Source organism: Arthrobacter sp. BE255 (genome assembly GCF_031457335.1).
Classification (GTDB): domain Bacteria; phylum Actinomycetota; class Actinomycetes; order Actinomycetales; family Micrococcaceae; genus Arthrobacter.
Genome location: NZ_JAVDWK010000011.1, coordinates 99,961 through 120,992, shown reverse-complemented (window position 1 = coordinate 120,992; position 21,032 = coordinate 99,961). Strand labels below are relative to the sequence as shown.

Annotated in this window: 17 protein-coding genes and 1 tRNA gene; 10 read left to right on the top strand and 8 right to left on the bottom strand. The window is 68.4% G+C overall.

What is annotated here, in order from left to right; all coding sequences use genetic code 11:
• Positions 1-4 precede the first annotated feature (4 nt).
• Positions 5-739 (bottom strand): phosphatase PAP2 family protein, encoded by a 735-nt coding sequence (locus J2X42_RS17705; RefSeq protein WP_310167224.1) that lies wholly within the window; start codon positions 737-739, stop codon positions 5-7.
• Between the two features lie 88 nt (positions 740-827).
• Here J2X42_RS17705 and J2X42_RS17700 point away from each other — a divergent pair, with 88 nt between their 5' ends.
• A complete protein-coding gene (locus tag J2X42_RS17700; RefSeq protein WP_310167148.1) occupies positions 828-1,334 on the top strand; it encodes a nucleoside deaminase in 507 nt (168 codons plus the stop codon).
• Here J2X42_RS17700 and J2X42_RS17695 read toward each other — a convergent pair.
• Genes J2X42_RS17695 through J2X42_RS17680 form a run of 4 tightly spaced genes read right to left on the bottom strand, consistent with a single transcriptional unit; the run spans position 1,331 to position 6,899 of the window.
• Positions 1,331-3,715, bottom strand: a complete 2,385-nt coding sequence (locus J2X42_RS17695; protein ID WP_310167147.1) for a DNA glycosylase AlkZ-like family protein — start codon at positions 3,713-3,715, stop codon at positions 1,331-1,333. The two genes, J2X42_RS17700 and J2X42_RS17695, sit on opposite strands and share 4 nt — an antisense overlap.
• A gap of 5 nt (positions 3,716-3,720) precedes the next feature.
• The gene (locus J2X42_RS17690; RefSeq protein ID WP_310167145.1) at positions 3,721-4,116 is read right to left on the bottom strand and encodes a 6-carboxytetrahydropterin synthase; all 396 of its coding nucleotides are present in this window, start codon (positions 4,114-4,116) and stop codon (positions 3,721-3,723) included.
• A 3-nt stretch (positions 4,117-4,119) separates the two neighbouring features.
• Entirely contained in the window at positions 4,120-5,166 is a 1,047-nt protein-coding gene (locus J2X42_RS17685; protein ID WP_310167144.1) for a dehydrogenase, read from the bottom strand.
• Between the two features lie 41 nt (positions 5,167-5,207).
• Complete coding sequence (locus tag J2X42_RS17680; RefSeq protein ID WP_310167143.1) at positions 5,208-6,899, bottom strand: HNH endonuclease; 1,692 nt, start codon at positions 6,897-6,899, stop codon at positions 5,208-5,210.
• 182 nt (positions 6,900-7,081) lie between these two features.
• Between J2X42_RS17680 and J2X42_RS17675 the strand changes: the two genes are divergently transcribed.
• Positions 7,082-7,171 (top strand) — tRNA-Ser (locus tag J2X42_RS17675).
• Between the two features lie 115 nt (positions 7,172-7,286).
• On the opposite strand, the gene J2X42_RS17670 is transcribed toward J2X42_RS17675, so the two are convergent.
• Together J2X42_RS17670 and J2X42_RS17665 are read right to left on the bottom strand one after the other, a co-directional pair.
• Positions 7,287-8,066 (bottom strand): type 1 glutamine amidotransferase domain-containing protein, encoded by a 780-nt coding sequence (locus J2X42_RS17670; protein ID WP_310167142.1) that lies wholly within the window; start codon positions 8,064-8,066, stop codon positions 7,287-7,289.
• Between the two features lie 153 nt (positions 8,067-8,219).
• On the bottom strand, positions 8,220-8,564 hold the full coding sequence (locus tag J2X42_RS17665) for a hypothetical protein (protein ID WP_310167141.1): 345 nt from the start codon (positions 8,562-8,564) through the stop codon (positions 8,220-8,222).
• Positions 8,565-8,761: 197 nt separating this feature from the next.
• Between J2X42_RS17665 and J2X42_RS17660 the strand changes: the two genes are divergently transcribed.
• From J2X42_RS17660 to J2X42_RS17625, 8 genes are all read left to right on the top strand, one after another.
• Entirely contained in the window at positions 8,762-8,980 is a 219-nt protein-coding gene (locus tag J2X42_RS17660) for a hypothetical protein (RefSeq protein ID WP_310167140.1), read from the top strand.
• A 137-nt stretch (positions 8,981-9,117) separates the two neighbouring features.
• Positions 9,118-10,206 (top strand): nitronate monooxygenase, encoded by a 1,089-nt coding sequence (locus tag J2X42_RS17655; protein WP_310167139.1) that lies wholly within the window; start codon positions 9,118-9,120, stop codon positions 10,204-10,206.
• Between the two features lie 246 nt (positions 10,207-10,452).
• Positions 10,453-11,082, top strand: a complete 630-nt coding sequence (locus tag J2X42_RS17650; protein ID WP_310167222.1) for a hypothetical protein — start codon at positions 10,453-10,455, stop codon at positions 11,080-11,082.
• Between the two features lie 88 nt (positions 11,083-11,170).
• Positions 11,171-11,926: a YcnI family protein gene (locus tag J2X42_RS17645; protein WP_310167138.1), complete on the top strand. Its 756-nt coding sequence runs from the start codon at positions 11,171-11,173 to the stop codon at positions 11,924-11,926.
• A 130-nt stretch (positions 11,927-12,056) separates the two neighbouring features.
• Entirely contained in the window at positions 12,057-12,680 is a 624-nt protein-coding gene (locus J2X42_RS17640; protein ID WP_310167137.1) for a DUF4232 domain-containing protein, read from the top strand.
• Positions 12,681-12,797: 117 nt separating this feature from the next.
• Positions 12,798-14,333 carry an FAD-dependent oxidoreductase gene (locus J2X42_RS17635; protein ID WP_310167136.1) on the top strand — a complete coding sequence of 512 codons (1,536 nt, stop codon included), beginning with the start codon at positions 12,798-12,800 and terminating at the stop codon, positions 14,331-14,333.
• Between the two features lie 101 nt (positions 14,334-14,434).
• Complete coding sequence (locus J2X42_RS17630; protein WP_310167135.1) at positions 14,435-19,471, top strand: DNA glycosylase AlkZ-like family protein; 5,037 nt, start codon at positions 14,435-14,437, stop codon at positions 19,469-19,471.
• Complete coding sequence (locus J2X42_RS17625) at positions 19,464-20,306, top strand: DNA-formamidopyrimidine glycosylase family protein (RefSeq protein WP_310167134.1); 843 nt, start codon at positions 19,464-19,466, stop codon at positions 20,304-20,306. The genes J2X42_RS17630 and J2X42_RS17625 overlap by 8 nt, the downstream gene beginning before the upstream one ends.
• Here J2X42_RS17625 and J2X42_RS17620 read toward each other — a convergent pair.
• A complete protein-coding gene (locus tag J2X42_RS17620; RefSeq protein WP_310167133.1) occupies positions 20,303-20,974 on the bottom strand; it encodes a hypothetical protein in 672 nt (223 codons plus the stop codon). The genes J2X42_RS17625 and J2X42_RS17620 overlap by 4 nt on opposite strands.
• Positions 20,975-21,032 lie beyond the last annotated feature (58 nt).

Below are 21,032 nucleotides of genomic sequence, written 5' to 3'. Positions count from 1 at the left end.
GGATTCAGCCCGTCTGGTCGTCCCGGAGGACGGGGTGTTCGAACGTGGGTGCCGGGCCGGCGTGCTCGCGTTTGCGCAGCAGATGGAACAGCCGGTGCGCCAGGATCACCACGCCCACCCAGGCCAGCCCCAGGAACCAGCCCGCCATCACGTCCGTCAGCCAGTGGTGGCCCAGGAACACCCGGCTCAGGCCCATCGCGATGATGAAGATCACCCCGGCGGAGATGGCCGTGATCCGCGCCCAAAGGATCTCGAACTGCAGGCACATGATGTACACCAGGACCCCGATCACCACCGTGGTGTTGAGCGTGTGGCCGCTGGGAAAGGACGGCGAGGATTCGTACGGCGGGACGGCTTCGGAGTGGTCCGGGCGGGTGCGGCCCACCAGCCTTTTGCCGACGGTGGTTGCCAGCGTGGATACGGCCGCTGCTCCGCCCACCAGGATGATGGGCCGCCAGGTCCTGCTCAGGAAGGTGAGCCAGGCCGTAAGGATGCTGGCCAGGATGGGCATGCCGACGCCCCCGCCGACGTTGGTAAAGGCCGTCACCGCGGTGTCAAGGGCAGGGGACCGGAGGTCCTGGGACAGCTGCAGTGCGGGCAGATCCAGGGACGCCAGGCCCTGCTCATCCACCACGTCGCCGTATACCTCGGCACCCAGCAGCGCCATGATGATCACCAGCGTGCCGCCTACCAGCAGCGTGATCCACAGGGCAGCGTATGGCTTATACCATCGGTCCAGGCGATCCCTGAGGGTGTCAGCGTCCACGTTGCCTCCCCGGCGTCAATGCTTTGCAAGGCTGGATATCCATCGAAACTATCATTGAGCCATGGTCCCCGCTGAAAAGAACCACCTTGATTGGATGGGTCTTGCCCTGGACGAAGCCCGGCGTGCGCTGGCCACGGCGGATGTGCCCATCGGGGCTGTGGTGATAGGGCCCGACGGCGCCGTGCTGGGTTCCGGACGGAACCAGCGGGAGGAACTGGGAGACCCCACTGCCCACGCCGAGGTGGTCGCCATCCGCGAGGCCGCGGACCGGCTGCGTGAACTGTCGAGGCTGGGCGGCGGCAGCGGTGACGGCTGGCGGCTGGCGGACTGCACCCTGGTAGTGACCCTGGAACCGTGCGCCATGTGCGCCGGTGCTGTGGTCCTGGCCAGGATTCCGCGCGTGGTGTTCGGGGCATGGGATGAGAAAGCCGGCGCCGCAGGTTCGGTTTTTGATGTCCTCCGCGAGCGCCGCCTCAACCACTGGGTGGAGGTTTATGGCGGTGTCAGGGAAGAGGAATGCGGGGCCCTGCTCCGGGATTTCTTCGCCGCGCACCGTAGCCGCGCTTAGGAGCCTTGGCCTGCGGCATCGAGCGCGTCGATCCGGTCCTGCCGGGAAGCGGGCGAGTCCAGGCTGAAGGAGCGGAAGTCGCCCAGCTCGTCCCGGATCCACGCCTCCACTTCTGCTATCCGACGGCTTGCCGCCGGGGTGGGGCCGTCAAAGAGCCAGCAGGCGATCCGCGCCTTCGCTGGGTCGTACTGCCAGAGCCCGATGATGCGGCCGCGGTCCAGGACGGGGTGGTCGGGCAGGTCGGCCTGCAGCGCCAAGGTGGAGCCCAGCACTTTTTTGTCCCTGTCCTGCTCCGCGAACATGTCCGCTGAATTCCGTCGGAGCAGGACCAGGGAGTCAGTGCCGGCGAGCAACTGGATCTGCTCCTCCGCCGGTGCCTCGAACGCGGCGAGGCGCTCGACGTCGTCGGGCAGCATCCACAGCACCTCACCGTCAGCTGCCGGAACCTCCACAGCCCCGACGGCGGTGAGCCCCGCCTTCGTGTGCGCCAGGGTGAACCCCGTGAACCACTGCGACTGCTTGACAGTGGCCCCGCCGGTCCAGCCGAGGTAGCGCTCCAGGAGGAGGCTGCGGGCGGCGTCATCATCCATGGTGGTGGGCGGCAGTCCCCACAGTGTGTAGGCGTAGCGTTGCTGATCGAGGCGCCCGTTGACCGGCACGCGCCGGATCCGGCCGTCAGCCTGCAGGAGGCCCAGGGCCGTGGGAAGGGTGGTGGCCGCGCCCTTCTTTTTGCCTTCGTCGCCGAGGTTCCGGACGGAATCGCCCAGCAGTTCCTTGAGCTGTTTGGGGTCCAGTGGGCTGCCGGCGTCGCCGAGGGCGTGCAGGATCTGCTCCTCGAGCAGGGTGATTTCGCCGCGCTCCACGCCCATCCTGGCAAGCACCCGGAACGGCGCCACGGCGGCGTCCCTGCCGATCTGGAGGCCCCAGGCGAAGTCCTCGTGGCCCAGCACGTAGGTGCAGCCGCGGGCGGTGGGCAGCTCATGGATCTTCAGGGACAGGACTGCGGCGTCCGCCTCTGCGCGGCTGGTTCCGGCGCGGGCGAAGAGCGTGAGGTAGGGGTTGGCGCCGCCGACTGAACGGGCCCAGCCGGCGGTGGTGAACACGTCAGCGGGGTCCGCGCCCTGCAGCGTGCCGTCGAGGCCCTGTTTATGCCAGGCCCAGGCCCTGAGCAGTTCGGGCGTGAGCAACTGCGGGTCCGGAGCCTGGAGGTTCAGGCCGGTGGCCGGGGACGCGTGCGTGGTCATGCCCCATTGTGCACCGGTGGTCCCCGCCGCGGTAGGCATCCCGTCGGCGGATCCCCTGAGGATGTCCAGGACAGTCCGGGCAGTGCCGTCCCATCCCGGCAACCTGTCCCGGGCTGCAAGTGCCGCGGCCCGCCAACGGGCACGGAGCGGAGGTTCCGACAGCCACTGCCGGATCGCTGCGGCGAGCGCGTCCGCTTGGCCGTTTCGTGGACCCTCGAGTCCGACGGCGGCACCAGGCAGGACGACGGCGGAACCAGGCGTGGCGCCGTCGGCGTTCTCCGGCCTGCCCGCCTGCCCGCCGGTCAGGCCCAATGCCTCGACAGCGCCGGTCCCGTCCCTGACGATGACCGGGATGCCGCGGGCCAGCGATTCCGTGACCACCAGCCCGAACGTTTCCGCCCGGGACACAAGCATGCTCAGGTCCGCCCTGCCCCATGCGTCCTCCAGTTCGCTCCCGTCGAGCTGGCCGGTGAGCCGCACACGGTCTTCCACTCCAAGGGAGGCAACGGCAGCCCGGACCTGGGCCGCATAGGCGCGGTCGGCGTCGTCCGTTCCCACCAGGGATGCCGTCCAGGCGAGGTCCCGGACCCTGGCAAGTGCAGCCACGGTCAGCAGCTGGTCCTTGTTGGGCAGGAGTGCGGCCACGGCAATGATATGCGGCGGGTCCGAACCTGCTGCCACGGGTCCAGGCTCCGTGCCCGGCAGGGCTACCCGGCTCGAAGCAAACCCATGTTTCTCCCTTACGGCTGCCGCGGCCGACGAACTCGTGCAGATCACGCCGGTGGCGGCGTGCAGGGCCCGGCTCTCGCCGTCGGGATGGCTGGATGAGGGCATGTGCAGCAGGACCCAGGTGCGCTGGCCGGCGGCCGCAGCGTACTCAATTTCGTCAGGAGCGCCGCACGCGATCAGCCCATCAACAACCGTGACCGTTCCTGGGGTGGGTTCCGGTTCCCAGGCACCGAGAAGGCCGCCGAGCCGCCGTCGTTCCTTCGCGCTGGCCTCCGGCCAGGAACCGTCCACCGCCAGCACTTCGACGTCCATGCCCAAGGCCCGCAGGCCATCAGCGAGCCGCGCGTTGTAGACGTTGCCGCCCGAGTTGTGGCGGATGTTTGCCGGGACCAGGAACCTGATGTGCACGGAGGTCAGGAGGTCAGGTCCAGCGAGTAGGTGGCCCAGGCGTCGGGGTTTTCGCGGAGGGTGACGTCAATTGCCGTGAGTTGGCGGCCGTCGTCGTTGTCCTTGAGCTTTGCGGCGACCGACCGGGCGATGTACTCGGCCAGGGCCTCGGTGGTGCTGAGCTTGCCGGCGAAGTCCGGGTGTTCGTCCAGGTTGCGGTAGTTGAGCCCGGCCAGCACATCCTCGATGATGCCGCCGGCGGCCCCGATGTCCAGGACGATTGCGTCCTGGTTCAAGGCACGACGGCGAAACGCCACCTCCGCCACGAAGGTTGCCCCGTGCAGGGCCTGGGCCGGGCCGAAGGCCTCCCGCGGGAGGCTGTGGGCGATCATGAAGTGGCGGCGGACGGTCAGGCTGAACACTGGCTACCTCGTGTCTTCGGGGTTGGTGTTTTCGGGGCTGTCTTCCTTCGCGCCGGGGCTCGGCGGATATTCGATCACATGGCAGAGGGCTTCAAGCGTGCCGTCGGCCAGGTGCTGGACCACTTCCGGCAGCTGTGTGAACGGCGATACTCCGGTGAGGAAGACGTCGAAAACCGGATCCTTCAAGAGCGACACGGCCAGGTCAAGCCTGTCCGCGTTGGTGCGCCGGTGCCGCCGGGCCCTGGCGACAACCCCCACTTGGCTGGAGCGGATGGACAACCGGCGGGCGTGGAAGTCCTCGCCCAGCGGGAGGGTGACCTCGCGGTTGGCGTACCAGGACATCTCGATGACGACTCCCTCGTCGCCGGTCAGCTGCAGGCTGCGCTCCAGGCCGTGCTGGGAGGCGGAACAGTGGAACACGATATCGCAGTCCGGTTTGGCATCATCGGGGTGAGCGAAATCGACGCCGAGCGTGTCCGCCAGCTTCCTGCGCTCCGGATCCAGGTCCACGAGTTCGAGGCGGGCCAGCGGGAAGCTGCGCAGGAGGGTGGCCACCATGCCGCCCACCAGGCCGGAGCCCACCACCGCGATCCGGTCGCCCAGCCGGGGACCGGCTTCCCAGAGGGCGTTGACGGCGGTTTCCACGGTGCCGGTGAGGACGGCGCGGCGGGCGGGGACGCCGTCGGGGATTCTTGTGAGCTGATCCGTGGGGGTCACGTAGCGGTCCTGATGCGGGTTGAGGCAGAAGACCTTTTGGCCTATCCAGCCTTCAGGTCCCTGCTCAACGACGCCGACCGACAGGTAGCCGAACTTCACCGGTGAGGGGAAGGAGCCTTCCTGGTGCGGCGCGCGCATTTCGCGGGCAACCCGGGGTGGCACGGACCCTTTATGGACCACAATTTCGGTGCCCTTGCTGATGCCCGAGTAGAGGGTGCGGATGAGTGCCTCCCCCGGGCCGGGGGCAGGCAGGTCCTCGGACCGGAGCTCGCCGTGTTCGGGTCCCGTGGTCCAATACGCAGTTGCCTGCGGCGTTTTCCCTGAATTAGTCATCTTGCTGATGAATCTAGTCCCCGGGACGCCTACGGCGATAGTTACCTGCTGCGATGAGGCATTTTGGGGCGGCCGGGGCGAGTGGGCAAGGGATCTTCGGGCAGGGGATCTTCCGGCAGGGGATCTTCGGGGGGCGGCTGGCCGGGCAGGAAGTCTTCAGGCGAGGCCGGGCCGACTTTGCGGTGCCTAAGCTGGTCCAGGATTTGTGGTGGCCATTGGGGTGGTTCCCAGTCCTGGTGCTCGCTCGCATACCGGCGGCCGGTGGGTGAGGTCCAGCCGGGTGGTTGGTCTTTACCGGCTTCGGTGGGGGTCCAGGCTGTGGAGTGCTTGAGCCTATGGTGTTTGCGGCACAGTGACTCAAGGTTGGTGATGCCGGTGGTGCCGCCGTCGGCCCAGGCCAGGAGGTGGTCTGCTTCGTTGTCCAGGGACTGGTTGCTGCAGCCGGGGAACGAACACTTCCCGTCCCGGAGCCGCAGCCACTGGCGCATCGCCGGTGGGATCCGGTAACTTTCCCGTCCGATTTCCAGCGGCGCCCCGTCTCTGGGGTCGGTGAGGACCCGGCGGAATGAGGATGCCCCGTCCGCGACCAGCTTCCGTGCCATCGAGGCCGGGATGGGTCCGTAGCCGTCGAGGTCGGCCGGTTCGTCCGTGAGGCCCATCAGGGCAAAGACCGGCACCGTCACGAGGACCTGCGCCGCCGGAAACGGAACACGGCCCGCATCGATCCCGTCAGTGGCCGGAACCAGGACGGCCACGCCATCACTGCCCGTAGCCGTGTCGGTGGCCTGAACGCCACCAGCCACGCCATCATTGCTCGTGCTCGTGCTCGTGCTCGTGCCATTGCTGGTGCTGGTGCTGGCGGCCGCGGCGTCTGTGCTGGCATCGCCTGGGCTGCTCGAGGCGAAGCCGGCGCTCAGGAGCAGTTTGGCGGCGACGTCGGCGCGGAGCTGGGTCATAGTCCGGTCCTCGGCGGGGCCCTGCAGGGCCCGTGCGGCGGCGGTGACGCCGTTCCAGATCCCGGCAGCCTGATCCGCGGGCAGGTACGCGGAGAGCCAGGCCATCCCATCCCGGTCCGGGACGTACTCCAGCCGACGGTCCAGGACACACTTCGCATGGCGTTTTTCGATGCTGACCGGGTGATGCCGTTCCCGCCACGTCCTGGCCTTCTGCCGGAACCGCGACGGGACCAGCTCACCGGCCGGGCAGCCCTGAGCGGGGTTCGCCGTGTCCGGGTCCAGGAAATGAGCTTCCAACGCCGCGGCAACATCGGGATCAAGGCCGGCCGTTTCGTCCACCATGACCCGGGCATGCTGCCACGACAGGTCCCCGCCCTGCAAAGCCCCCAAAGTCAACGGCAAGGCCGTGGCCAGTTCGTGGGACTGGGCAAGGAAGGCAGCGGCAGACCTTTCGCTCACGGTCATGACACACGCAACTTCCGAGACGATGGCTACCTCATTAACCTTGCGTTCCAGCGGTCCGGCCGACGGGGACACCATCGACCGTTCAGCGTCCGCGTACCCCGCGGCCAGCCGCACCTTCAACGCCGCCGACTGGGCATCCGCCCTCCGAATATGCACCAGCCCGTCCAGGCAATCATCAGACCACTGACGCAACGGATCATTCTCGGCAACATCACCGGAACCCGCAGAGCCTGCACCGTACAGCACCGCACCAAGCGCAGCAACAGACGCCATGAAAGCCTCAAACGCCTCCACCGCTGCCCGCCTGTCCATACCCCCATCATTCAGCCAGGCACCAACAAAAACAGCCAAGCAAATGACCTATGTGGATAACTCAACTCAGACCTTCACAGCACGGTGAACGCTGCCCGGTAGCGCGGACGTGTCCGCTCCCGCGGCGGCGAGGACACACCGTTTTGGGGATGCGCGGCATGCTCCGGTAACCTATTCAGGTTGGTGACGTGTCCGAGCGGCCGAAGGTGCAACACTCGAAATGTTGTTTGGTGTCAAAGCCAACGTGGGTTCAAATCCCACCGTCACCGCCAAGTAGCAAAACCCCTGCTTCCCTTTATTGATAAGGAAAGCAGGGGTTTTGCTTTGCCCCGGGATCAACGGATCTCGCCCAATTGATCCCGTTGCCTTCGAGCGGCAGTTCCGGCTTTAGTGCTCGCCACCTGCCGCGGCAGCCTTCTTGGCGTTCTTCTCGGCGTCCTTCTCGGCGCGAAGGGCCTCCGTCTCGTGCTGTTCCTCGGCTTTTTCCTGGTGGATAACCGCTGCGAACAGCTTCTCCATCTCCTTGGCCACACCGGCGGCTGAGGCCGGGTTCTGGCCGGTCACCAGACGGTCGTCGACCACGACCTTTTCCTCAAAGACACCCGCAAAGACGTGGGTAGCGCCCTGCTCCTCAAGTCGGTCTGCCAAAAAGAACGGGATGACCTTGTCCTTCCCCGCGGCAACCTCCTCGTCGTTGGTGAAGGCGGCGACCTTCCGGCCCTCGACGAGACGAAGTCCGTTCTTCAATTCCACGTTCAGCAGGCCGGCTGGTCCGTGGCAGACGGCGCCCACCAGGCCGCCGGCATTGTAGACGCTGGCCACCAGATTCTGCAACCCTTCGCTGTCCGGGAAGTCCCACATGGCGCCGTGGCCACCTACGAGGTAGACGGCGTCGTACTGTTCGGGATCAACGACGTCGACGCGGGCAGTGTTGTAGAGGCCGGCGCGCGTGGTCTCGTCCTCCGTGAAGGCAACCTGGAGGGGATCTTTTGAGTCCACCTCGTCGCGCGGGGGCTGGCCGCCCTGGATGGACGCAAAGTCGACGAAATGCCCGGAATCCTTGAAGACCTTCCAGGGATGTGCAGCTTCGGCCACGTTGTAGCCGGTCTTCTCGCCCGAATCGCCGATCACGGAAACGCTGGTCAGTACCATGAGGATTTTCTTCATGACGTGCTCCTTTCGTCCGGCTTCCACCCTACGCCCAGCCCAATTCCGACCCTCCCGGCCTGAGGCGGCAGCTCGCCTGCGCCCCGAATCGACCGAACCAGGCCGGGCGTGATCAGCTCAGGTGCAGCAGGAGCATCTTCGAGCGACCGCCGCCTACAGCCTGTCCGTCTTGTCCTCACCCTTGTGGCCGCTGCCGCGGAGGTTTTCCTGGACCTTGCCGAACAGATCCTTGATGGTGGACTCAGTGTTGGTGAGCATGTCCGGCTGCAGATACACGAGCTGGCTCCCCGGAATGCTGTAGCTCGATTGCAGGCCGCCGCTTCCTTCGACGCCTTGCAGGGCTATGGTCACGCCGCCTTCCTTGCGCGCAATGGCGGCGATTTTCCCGAACACCACAGTGAACTCATCGGGCTCGAAACTGACTGTCTGCCCCACATGGGTCCTGTTGAGCTCGTGGGCCGGGGTGGCTTTCTCGTTGCCAGTCCCTGAGTAGTTCATGCTGTTCTCCCTGAGATAGTCGGCGACTTACGCCAGCAGTCTAGCCCCGCCCAAAGTCGCGGTACATAGGCCACTGGATGCCTGCACAAATGCCGGCGGCACGGCTGGTCAGTTCCTCCATTGGCCTGGGGAAGGCATTCGGGTTGGATGAAGTGGACCCGCTAATCTGCCGGGCACCCAAGGACATAAGGAACACCGTGACTTCAAGGACGAATCGCGTCAAGGCCCCCGGCATCTGGGAGGACGTCCAGGTGGGGGACGCTGTGGTACTCACCCGGGGCAGCCACACGGAATACTCCGGCGAGGTGGACACCAGGACGGCGGACGGCGAAACCATCTGGGTTCGGACCCCGGTAGGCGGCCGCAGGCTCTTTCATGTCAGCGACGGCTTCGAACTCACCGGGCACCAGCCGTGACAGAGACGTGCCCCGATGACTGCCACTACTGCACAGGCCCGGAAACGGATTAGCTGCCCGCGCGCGAAAGTTGGGTCCCAGCAGCCACCACTGCAAGACTGGTCCCGAAGCCACCAGCGACCTCGAGGAGCCACCCCATGACGCCCGCCCACGCAGACTCCGCACCGCTTAACCGCATCACCAAGCTGTTCGGCACGGACGTTCCGGTGGTCCTGGGCCCGTTCGGGGGCGTCTCCTCCGTGGAGCTGACGGCTGCCGTGAGCGACGGCGGCGGGCTGGGTTCCTACGGCCTGTACGGTTACGGCGCGGAAGCCATCCGGAACACCGCGGCGGAGCTCAGGGCGGCAACCCCCAAGCCGTTCGCACTGAACCTGTGGATCCCCACAGGCGATGAAACCACCACGCTCCCCCGGCCGGAGTTCGACACCTACGTCGAGACCCTGCGGCCCTATTTCGACGAAGTGGGCCTGCCGCTCCCGGAAATGCCGGACCGCTACCTGCCCGACTACGACGAGCAGGTGGAAGCAACCCTGGAGGCGCGTCCCGCCGTCGTAAGTTTTGTGTTTGGCGTGCCCTCACCGGAGCTGGTTGAGGAGGCACACCGGCGCGGAATCGTGGTGGTGGGCACCGCGACAACTGTTGCGGAAGCCGTTGCCCTGGAAGCCGGCGGCGTGGATGCCGTGGTTGCCAGCGGCATGGAATCCGGCGGCCACCGCGTCTCCTTCCTCAAGCCCGCGGAACAGTCCCTGGTTGGAACGTTCGCCCTGGTCCCGCAGGTGCGGGACGCCGTCGGCATTCCGGTGATCGCCGCCGGAGGCATCGTTGACCGCCGCGGGTACGCCGCCGCCCTGGCACTTGGTGCGGACGGGGTGCAGGTTGGTTCGGCGTTCCTGGCCACCCGGGAGTCGGCCGCGGTTCCGGAGTACCGCGCTGTCCTCCACAGCCCCGCCGCCGGCGAAACGGTCCTCACCCGGACCCTCAGCGGGAGGCTGGCCCGCGGCATCCCCAACCGCATCATCGCCGAACTCACCGAAGTCTCGAAAGCCGGCGGAATCGCCCCGTTCCCCGCGCAGAACTGGCTCACCGGCCGCTTCCGCCCGCAGGCAGCAGCGCAGGGAAACACAGAACTCATGTCCCTGTGGGCCGGCCAGGCCGCGTCCCTGATCCGGCACGAGTCCGCGGCGGATGTCCTGGCTGAACTCCTCGCCGGCAGCCCTGTTTTGTAAGCCCGATACATCGGCGGCCGTTCAAGGGAGCGAAACCAGTGCGATCGCCCGCAGGCTGGAGGGAAATCCTTGGCCAAGAAAAGCGGCAAATCAAAAACGGCGATACTCCGGCCAACGTAATCCCCATCCGCAGCTCTTCGGGCGCACCGAAGCACCGGTAGAATCGGAAGGCCGCGCCCAGTCAGCGGCGCCCGGCGGTTAATTAGCGTCGGCAGACACAAGCGCAACGAGGGAGGATCCGTGCGAATGCACCATGCCCGGACCCCTTTCCACTTCGTTCGCGCCGCCGCCGTGTCCGTGGGCATCCTGACCCTCGCGGCCGGCGCCCACGTGCTGGGCGGCGGAGTCCTCCCCGCCCCGGGGATCCTGCTGGCCGTGCTCGCGCTGACCGGCCTGGCCGCCACGACGGCCACCCGCTTCAAGCTCAATCTGGCGGCCATGACGGCACTTCTGGGGGCAGGACAGTTTGTGCTCCACGAGGTGTTCACGGCCTTCAGCGCCACGGGTCTTACGGCCGGCGCCGCAGCCACCGGCGCGGCCTCCGCCGACGTCCACCACGTGGCCAGCGCGGCGGCCCCCGTGATCGGAGCAGCTTCGCACCTGCATGGCCTCGACACCGCCGCCGGCACCGTCATGCTCCTCGCGCACATCGCGGCCACGGCAGCGTGCGCCCTGCTCCTCGCCAAAGGCGAGGACGCCCTCTGGGCCCTCGCCGCGTGGCTCAGGCCGCTGGTTCACCTTCCGGAAGCAGTAGCGCCCGACGCCGGCGCCGCACCGGCGGTGCCTTGCCTGCCGCCGGTTTCCCCGTTCCGTCCCTGGCGGAACCTCAGGCAAGACAGCCGGCGCGGCCCGCCTTCCGCCGTCGTGCTTCCCTGACTCTGCCCGCACCTGCTCTCCAGCTGACGGGCCCCAACCCGTACTTCCGCACGCCCGATTCCGGCGCGTGTGTCCGAAAGGCAATCCCATGAACACCCCCACCCTTCGCCGTACCCTCACCACCGCCGGCGCCGCTGCCGGAGCCGCGGCACTCCTGCTTTCCGCCGCAACGGGCGCTTCCGCACACGTCGGCGTCACGCCGGACAAAACGGCCGCCAACTCGTACGCCCTGCTGACCTTCGGCATCCCGCACGGCTGCGAGGAGTCCGGCACCACCAAAGTGGCCATCACCCTGCCCGCCGAACTCAACGACGCCCAACCCACGGTCAACCCCAACTGGACGGTGGAAAAGGTGACCGAACAGCTGGCCGAACCCAAGAAACTGGCCGACGGAACATCCATCACCAAGCGCACCAGCCAGATCGTCTACATGGCAAAGGCGCCTCTCGCCCACGACCTCCGCGACGCCCTGGTGCTGTCCCTGAAACTGCCTGACGCGGCCGGCACGACCCTCTACTTCCCCACCCTCCAGACCTGCGAAACGGGCCAGACCGACTGGTCGGAGATCGCCAAGGACGGCCAGGACCCGCACTCGCTGAAGGCCCCGGCACCGTCCATCACCATCACCGAAGCAGCCAGCACTGGCGGCCACGGCGCGGCGGCCTCCACCTCGGCATCCACCTCGCACTCCACCGAGCAGGCCTCCGCCGTGACGGACAGCGGCGCCCAGGCGCGCAGCTGGGCCGGCCTCGCCGCCGGCGTCGGCGGGCTCGCCCTGGGCGGCGTTGCCTTGGCCCGCAGCGGGGCAAAGCGCAAACAGGAAGCCGGGACGCCCGGCCAGTAGCCCTCCCGCGGGATCCGTCCAGCCAGGAAACCCCCGATTTGATGCCCGGATCATCACGATCCGGGCATCAAATCGGGGCACCCGCACCGGCATCATTGACTCCTGTCACACCAGCCACAATGGTTGAGCCATGAAGTCTCAACTTTTGTCTCAGGGCTTTGCCATTTCGACGGCGGCTGCCGCGGCAGCGCTGCTGCTCACCGCCTGCGGTCCAAGCCAGCCGCAGGCGCAGGGAACCACGGAACCCGGCAGTTCTTCTGCCAGCCCCGCCACTTCCTCAGCGGCGCCGGGCACGTCCGCGCCGCCGTCGAGCGCTACTCCCACGGCCACCGGGCCGGCCCTCTGCAAGGCGGCCACGCTGTCCGCCGCCACCGATGCCACCGGAGGCGGGGCCGCCGGCAGCGTCTACATGACGCTCACCCTGACCAACACAGGCGCCGAACCGTGCATCCTCAAGGGATTCCCTGGAGTCTCCCTTGCGGCTGACGCCAACGGAGCACCCATCGGAGCGCCCGCAAAACGCGACGAAACCACGCCCGCGGTGGACGTGCTGCTGGCCCCCGGCCAAGCCGGCGCGGCCGTGCTGCGCTACACCCAGGCCGGCAACTATCCCGACTGCACCATCGTGCCTGCCGCCGGGTACCGCATCTATCCCCCCGAAGACACGGCATCGCTGTTCCTGGCCCAGCCCACGCAGGCCTGCAGCAACGCCGCCGTCGAACTGCTGACCATCGGGGCTTTCCAGGCTTCCTAGCCGCCCCAAACCACGCCATCCTAAGTACACTGATCATTGTCGGGGATCCGGCCTGTTTCCGGATCCCGGCAGTGGCCGCGTTCAACGGCCGGCACAGCGGAGGCAGGGTGGGCTTGGATGGCGTCGATTTGGTTGGACCGCGGGCAATCCTTCTGTTCTGACCGCTTCCAGCCCGGCAGCAGGTACGACACCGTGGTAGCCGGGGCCGGACTGACGGGGCTCGTCTCCGCGTTGCTGCTCGCGAGGTCCGGGCAGAAGGTCCTGGTGCTTGAGGCCCGGCATCCTGGCGCCGTCACCACCGGCAACACCACAGCCAAGGTCAGTCTCCTGCAGGGAACGGTGCTCTCCGCGCTGGCCCGCCAGTATTCGGCGAAGCAGGTCCGGGCCTACATGGAGGCCAACCGGGAGGGCCAGGCCTGGCTGCTGCGCTACCTCGATGACCACGGGGTGCCGTTCCAGCGCCGGGACGCCTACACCTACGCCACCACCGGCCAGGGCATGGAACAGATCCGTGAGGAACTCACCGCCGCTTCCACCGCAGGCCTGGACGTTGACTACACGGGCGACGCAGGCCTCCCTTTCCCAGTGCAAGGCGCCTTGCGCATGGCCGGCCAGGCCCAGATCAATCCCATGGACGTGCTGGACACCCTGCTGGCGGACCTCCGCAGCCGCGGCGGAACAGTGGCCGGGGGCGTGCGGCTGCGGGACGTCTCGGGGAGCGGCCCGTTGAGCGTACGCACAGACCGTGGCAACGTCACTGCGGACCATCTGGTGCTGGCCACCGGAATCCCCGTACTGGACCGCGGCCTCTACTTCGCGAAGCTGAAGCCGCTCCGTTCCTACGCCGCGGCGCTGGAAATGCCGGCGGGGCTGGAGCCGCCGCCGGGGATGTACCTCTCGGCCGAGGAACCGACGCACTCGCTGCGGGACTATGAAACGGACGGCCGCCGGCTCCTGCTGGTGGGCGGACACGGGCACCACGTGGGGCGGACGGCGTCAGAAATGGCGCACCTGGAGGGGCTGCTCGCCTGGGCAGGCGTGCATTTCCCGGGAGCGGCCGTCACCCACACGTGGTCCGCCCAGGACTACCAGGCCACCAACCTCATGCCCTTCTTTGGCAAATTGCCGCGCGGGCGTGGGCGGATCCTTTTTGGCACGGGCTACAACAAGTGGGGCATGACGAATGCCGTCGCCGTCGCCCTGGGCATCTCCGCGGACATCCTGGGCGGGCAACTCCCGTGGGCGGACACCATCCATCACCGGGTCACGTCCCCGGCCGGCGCGTTCTCCGCCGTCAAACTCAATGCCCAGGTGGCCGCGAAGCTGGCCACCGGCTGGGGCAAGGTGGCCGCTGACCGGCCGGTGGTTGAGCCTGCCGGAAGCGGGGCTCCAGGCCCCGCCGCCGGGCGCACCGTACCGGCCGACGGCGTCGGGAGGGTGTACCGCGACGGCGCCCGTCCGGTGGCGGTCTCCACCGTCGGGGGAACCACCTGCAGGCTCTCCGCCGTCTGCACGCACCTGGGTGGGATCGTCCACTGGAACGACAGCGAACTGACCTGGGACTGCCCGCTCCACGGCTCCCGGTTCAGCAGCGACGGCCGGCTCCTCGAAGGCCCAGCCACGAAGGATCTCCCCGCGGCGGACAAGGCTTGACTCCGCCGGACGGAGGGGCAGGAACCGGGGACAGCGGCCCTGCAAATCCTTTGCCCGCCGGGGCCGGCGGTCCTGTCGGTGGGGTAGGGCATGATGGAGGAATGCAGGAGCAGCAACCGCCGGGAACGGGTCCGGACGCCCTTCCCGGCACTCCTATGGGCCGGTTCAGCCGCCCCACCCGGGACTGGTTCCTGGGCGCCTTCTCGGAGCCCACCCCTGCCCAGGACGGGGCCTGGAACGCCATCTCTTCGGGCTCCCATGCCCTGGTGGTGGCGCCCACCGGCTCCGGCAAAACACTCGCCGCCTTCCTTTGGGCGCTGGACGGGCTGCTGGCGTCGGCGCCTGCCCCGCCTCCTGAACTGCCCGGGCTGGACGCTCCCGCCGGGAAAGGCCGCCGCCCGCGGGCGCCCAAACGCAAGACCCGCGTCCTGTACATCTCGCCGCTGAAGGCCCTCGGCGTCGACGTCGAACGCAACCTCCGCGCACCCCTGATCGGCATCACCCAGACGGCCAAGCGGCTGGGCCTGCCCGCACCGCTGATCACCGTGGGGGTCAGGTCCGGGGACACCACGACGGCGGACCGCCGGGCACTGCTCAGCAACCCGCCGGACATCCTCATCACCACGCCGGAATCGCTGTTCCTGATGCTGACCTCAAGGGCCCGGGAAACCCTGACGGAGGTGGACACCATCATCGTTGATGAGGTCCATGCGGTTGCAGGCAGCAAGCGGGGCGCCCACCTAGCAGTTTCGCTGGAACGGCTCGACGCGCTGCTGCCGAAGCCCGCCCAGCGGATCGGGCTGTCGGCTACGGTTGAGCCCCGCGAGCTGGTGGCCCAGTTCCTGGCCGGCGCCGCACCGGTGCAGATCGTGGCGCCGCCGTCGCGTAAAAACTGGGACCTCACGGTGTCTGTTCCGGTGGAGGACATGTCCGACCTCCAGGGCGCGGCGGGCGCCTTCGATTCCGGGCCGGCGTCCGGGCTGCAGCCGCAGGCCTCCATCTGGCCGCACGTGGAGGAAAAGATCGTTGACCTGGTGCTGGCCAACCAGTCCACCATCGTCTTCGCCAACTCCCGCCGCCTTGCCGAGCGGCTCACCGCCCGGCTCAACGAAATCTACGCGGAGCGGCAGCTGGTGGCCGTCGGCGGCGGCTGGGGGGACTTTGAGCCGGGGACTGCCGCAGAAACGCCGGCCGGTGTTCCGGCCGCGGGTGTTCCGGTGTCCACTGCGACGCCGGCACACATGATGGCGCAGGCCGGCAGCACGGCGGGCGCCGATCCGGTACTCGCCCGCGCCCACCACGGCTCTGTCTCCAAGGACCAGCGTGCCCTGATTGAGGACGACCTCAAGTCCGGCAGGCTGCGCTGCGTTGTGGCCACCTCGTCCCTGGAACTCGGCATCGACATGGGCGCCGTGGACCTCGTGGTCCAGGTGGAGTCCCCGCCGTCGGTGGCCAGCGGCCTGCAGCGGGTAGGCCGTGCCGGCCACCAGGTGGGAGAAGTTTCGCAGGGTGTGCTCTTCCCCAAGCACCGGGCCGACCTCGTGCATACCGCCATCACGGTGGAACGGATGCTGGAAGGGAAAATCGAACGCCTCTTTGTCCCAGCCAATCCGCTGGACATCCTGGCCCAGCAGACGGTCGCGGCCACCGCTCTGGGCAGCATCGACGTGGAGGAATGGTTCGCCACGGTCCGCCGGTCCGCTCCCTTCGCGTCCCTCCCCCGGTCAGCGTTCGAGGCCACCCTTGACCTGCTGGCAGGCCGCTACCCGTCCGACGAATTCGCCGAACTCCGGCCGCGGATCATCTGGGACCGCAACGCCGGCACCATCGAAGGCCGGCCCGGAGCCCAGCGGCTGGCGGTGACCTCGGGCGGCACCATCCCGGACCGGGGACTGTTCGGCGTCTACATCATCGGCACCGAGGTCGAGGGTTCGGCGTCGCCGGCCGGCGACGCCAAGACGTCCACTCCCTCCCCGGCCAAGAGCGGCCGCCGCGTGGGCGAGCTGGACGAAGAGATGGTGTACGAGTCCAGGGTGGGCGACATCTTTGCCCTTGGAGCCACGAGCTGGAAAATCGAAGACATCACGCACGACCGCGTCCTGGTGTCGCCGGCCTTCGGCCAGCCGGGCAAGCTCCCGTTCTGGAAAGGCGACTCGCTCGGACGGCCCGTGGACCTTGGCCGCGCGCTGGGCGCCTTCGTGCGTGAACTGTCCGCGTCCGACGTCGGCCCTGCCACCGAACGCTGCAAGGCCAGCGGCCTGGACGACTTCGCCGCGAACAACCTGATCCAGTACCTGGCGGAGCAGAAACTCGCCACCGAGGTTGTCCCCAATGACACCACACTGGTGGTGGAACGGTTCCATGACGAACTCGGCGACTGGCGGGTGATCCTGCACAGCCCCTTCGGCATGCCGGTGCACGCTCCGTGGGCCCTCGCCGTCGGGCAGCGCCTGCACCAGCGGTACGGCCTGGACGGGTCCGCGATGGCCGCCGATGACGGCATCGTGCTCCGCGTTCCCATGATGGAGGACGAACCGCCCGGGGCGGAGCTTTTCCTCTTTGACCCCGAAGAGCTGGAGCAGATTGTCACCGCGGAGGTGGGCGGCAGCGCCCTGTTCGCCTCACGCTTCCGCGAGTGCGCAGCGCGCGCCCTGCTGCTCCCCCGCCAGACTCCCGGGAAGCGGCAGCCGCTGTGGCAGCAGCGCCAGCGGTCTGCCCAGCTTCTGGACGTCGCGCGGAAATATCCCACGTTCCCGATCGTGCTGGAAACTGTCCGCGAATGCCTGCAGGACGTCTACGACCTCCCGGCACTGAAGGACATTGCCGCGTCGGTGGAACGCCGCGAACTGCGGATTGTGCAGACCACCACCCAGCAGCCGTCGCCCTTCGCCAAGTCCCTGCTCTTCGGGTACGTGGCGCAGTTCCTGTATGAGGGCGACTCCCCGCTCGCGGAACGCCGTGCCGCCGCCCTGGCACTGGACTCGACGCTCCTGAATGAGCTGCTGGGCCGGGTGGAACTCCGTGAACTGCTGGACGCGAAGGTCATCGAGGCCACCGAGCTTGAGCTGCAGCGCCTCGCCCCGGATCGCCGTGCCCGCGGCATGGAAGGGGTGGCCGACCTGCTGCGGCTCCTGGGTCCGCTGGCACCCGAGGAGGTCGCCGCAAGGCTGGAACCGGCCACGGTGGTTGAGGCTGCCGCCGTGGGTGAGCCCGTGGGTGAGCCCGCCGAAACCGGTGAGCCAGCCGAAACCGCGCATGCCGACACCGCCCTGGCAACGGCCCATCTGGCAGCACTGCAGCGGGCCAACCGTGCCATCAAGGTCAACATCGGCGGAGCGGAACGGTTCGCCGCGGTCGAGGACGCGGCCCGCCTCCGCGATGCCATCGGCGTTCCGCTGCCCATGGGTGTGCCGCTGGCTTTCATCGAACCCGTCGCTGATCCCCTCGGCGACCTGGTCTCCCGGTATGCCCGCACGCACGGACCCTTCACGGCCTCCGAAGCCGCAGCACGGCTGGGCCTTGGCGTGGCGGTCGTGGGGACTGCGCTGAAGCGGCTCGCCGCGGACGGCCGCGTGGTGGAAGGTGAGTTCCGGCCGCATGCAACGCCGGCACGGGACAGCCCGCCTCTCGACGGCCTGCCGGGCGAAACAAAGCCGGCAGAAACCTCCCAGATGCTCGTTGCCCCGCCCACCACCAGCGAGTGGTGCGACGCTGAAGTCCTCCGGAGGCTTCGCCGCCGGTCACTGGCGGCGCTGCGCGCCGAAGTGGAACCGGTGGACGCCGCGGCCTACGGCCGGTTCCTGCCCGCGTGGCAGCACGTCAGGACGCCGGGCGCCGGCCGTGGCCAGCCTTCGCTGCGGGGCCTTGATGGCATCATCACTGCCATCGACCAGCTGTCAGGGGTTCCCGTTCCCGCCTCGGCCTGGGAACCGCTGGTGCTGGCCAGCCGGGTTTCCAACTACCAGCCCGCGATGCTGGACGAACTGATGGCCGCCGGGGAAGTCCTCTGGTCCGGCGCCGGCGGGCTCCCCGGCAACGACGGCTGGGTCAGCATGCACCTGGCCGATTCCGCCGAGCTGACGCTGAATCCCGCCGTCGAATATGAACCGGGTGACGCACAGCAGCGGCTCCTGGACCACCTCCGGAACAACGGCGGCGGCTATTTTTTCCGCCAGCTGACGGAAGTCGCCGGGGGCATGGACTCGGTGCTGAGCGACCAGGACGTGGTGTCCGCTCTCTGGGACCTGGCGTGGGCCGGGCGGATCACCGGGGACACGTTCGCGCCAGTCCGGTCTCTCATCGCAGGGGGCCACACGGCCCACCGCCAGGTTTCCAAGGCGCCGCGGCTGCGTGCCCCCAGGATGAGCCGGCTGGGCCGTTCCCACGGCACCGGTCTCCTGGGCTCGCCCGGCCTGGGCGGGGGCCGCTACGGCTCGGCGTCCGGCGCGGCGGCCACGCCGCCCATGGCCGCAGGCCGGTGGTCCGCCCTGCCCTCGCCGGAGCTGGACGCCACCATCCATGCCCGGGCCACCGCGGAGCTGCTGCTGGACAGGTACGGCGTGGTCACCCGGGGCTCGGTCATGGCCGAGCAGATCCTCGGCGGCTTCGGCCTGATGTACAAGGTCCTGGCCCGGCTGGAGGAGGCCGGCCGGTGCCGGCGCGGATACTTCATCGAACATCTCGGGGCTGCCCAGTTCGCGGTCCCTGCCACCGTGGACCGGCTGCGCTCGTACTCCGAGGACACCCAACTGGCGAAGCCCGAACCCGTGGCCCTGGCACTGGCGGCCACCGATCCCGCGAACCCGTACGGGGCCGCGCTGTCCTGGCCCGCGGTCAATGAGGAGGCCGGAACCGGCCACCGGCCCGGACGGAAGGCCGGCGCCCTGGTGGTGCTGGTGGACGGCGCCCTGGTCCTCTACGTGGAACGCGGCGGGAAAACACTGCTGGCTTTCAGCGACAACGAAGCCGTGCTGTCCGCCGCCGGCTCGGCGCTGGTGGGTGTGGTCACCCGGGGAGCGGTGGACAAGCTCATCATGGAGAAGGTCAACGGCCACGGCATCCTCGATACGCCGGTGGCAGCAGCGCTGGCGGCGGCCGGGGCATACTCCACGCCCAAGGGATTGAGGATCCGTGCCTGAGGGTGATTCCGTCTGGCGGGCCGCCCGCCAGCTGCACGAGGCCCTGGCGGGGCAGACACTCACCGCCTCGGACTTCCGCGTCCCGCGGTTCGCCACCCTCAACCTGGCCGGCTGGACGGTGGAAGAGGTGGTTCCGCGCGGAAAGCACCTCCTGATGCGCGTCGTGGGACCGGACGAGCGGAAACTCACCATCCATTCGCACCTGAAAATGGAAGGGACCTGGCAGGTGTATCCGCCGGGCGGACGCTGGCGGAAGCCGGGATTCACAGCCCGGTGCGTACTCCGCACCGCAGCAGCCGACGCCGTCGGGTTCTCCCTGGGCATCGTTGAGGTGGTCCGCACCGCGGACGAGGACACCATCGTGGGCCACCTGGGCCCGGACCTGCTGGGCCCCGACTGGGACCCGGCCGAAGCGGAGCAGCGGATCCTTGCGGCACCCGACGTCCCCATCGGCGTCGCGCTGCTGGACCAGCGCAACCTGGCGGGGATCGGCAACATCTACCGCTGCGAGGCCTGCTTCCTGTCCGGCGTGCACCCGGCGTCGCCGGTATCGGCCGTCCCGGACCTCCGGACCCTGATGACGGACGCCAAGCAGTTGCTGGAAGCCAACCTGGGCCCCGGGCGCCGGGTGACCATCCTCAATCCCCGTGGCATGCCCGTGGGGCGGATGGCGGGCCGGCCGGGCTACTGGGTTTACGGGCGCGAACACCAGCCGTGTCTGAAATGCCGGACCCCCGTCCGCCGCGGCGTGCTTGGCAAACCCAACGGCGAGGAAGAGCGCGACATCTATTTCTGCCCGCAGTGCCAGCCCGTGTTGTCCCCGCCGGTGTCTTAGGCGTTCCGGGCCAGCGGTTCCGCCACAGCGGGTTCGACGGCGGCCGGCCCGTGGTTGCCCGGCTTACCGGCAGCCTCTTCCGCAGGCAGTTTGGCGGGCACCATAAACCGCGGGAGCAGCAGCTGGACCAGCGGCCCGATGGCGAGGGCGTAGACCACGGTGCCAACGCCCACGGATCCGCCCAGCAGCCAGCCCACTCCCAGCACCACGACTTCGATCAGGGTCCTGGACACCCGGACGGACCAGCCGGTGCGCCGTGCCAGCCCGGTCATCAGGCCGTCCCTGGCGCCCGGACCGAACCGTGCGCCGATGTAGCAGGCGGAGGCGATGCCGTTGAGCACCACGGCGCCGGCCAGCATGCCGATCTGGCCGCCCAGGTGGGAGAACGCAGGGATCAGGGCCAAGCCGATGTCCGCGAAAACGCCAACCAGGACGGCGTTGCAGAGCGTGCCGAACCCCGGCCATTGCCGCAACGGGATCCAGAGGAGCAGCACGAGGAAGCTCACAATGATGACCACCACACCGATGCTCAGTCCGGTCCTGCCGGCCACGCCCTGATGGAATACATCCCAGGGGTCCAGGCCGAGGCCGGCGCGGATGAACATGGCCAGGGAGATGCCGTACATGGCGAGGCCGATAAAAAGCTGGAGGAGTCTGCGGGTCAACATAATGACAACCCTGACAGAGAACTGGCATTGAATTACATAGCCAGTTTGAGATACTGGC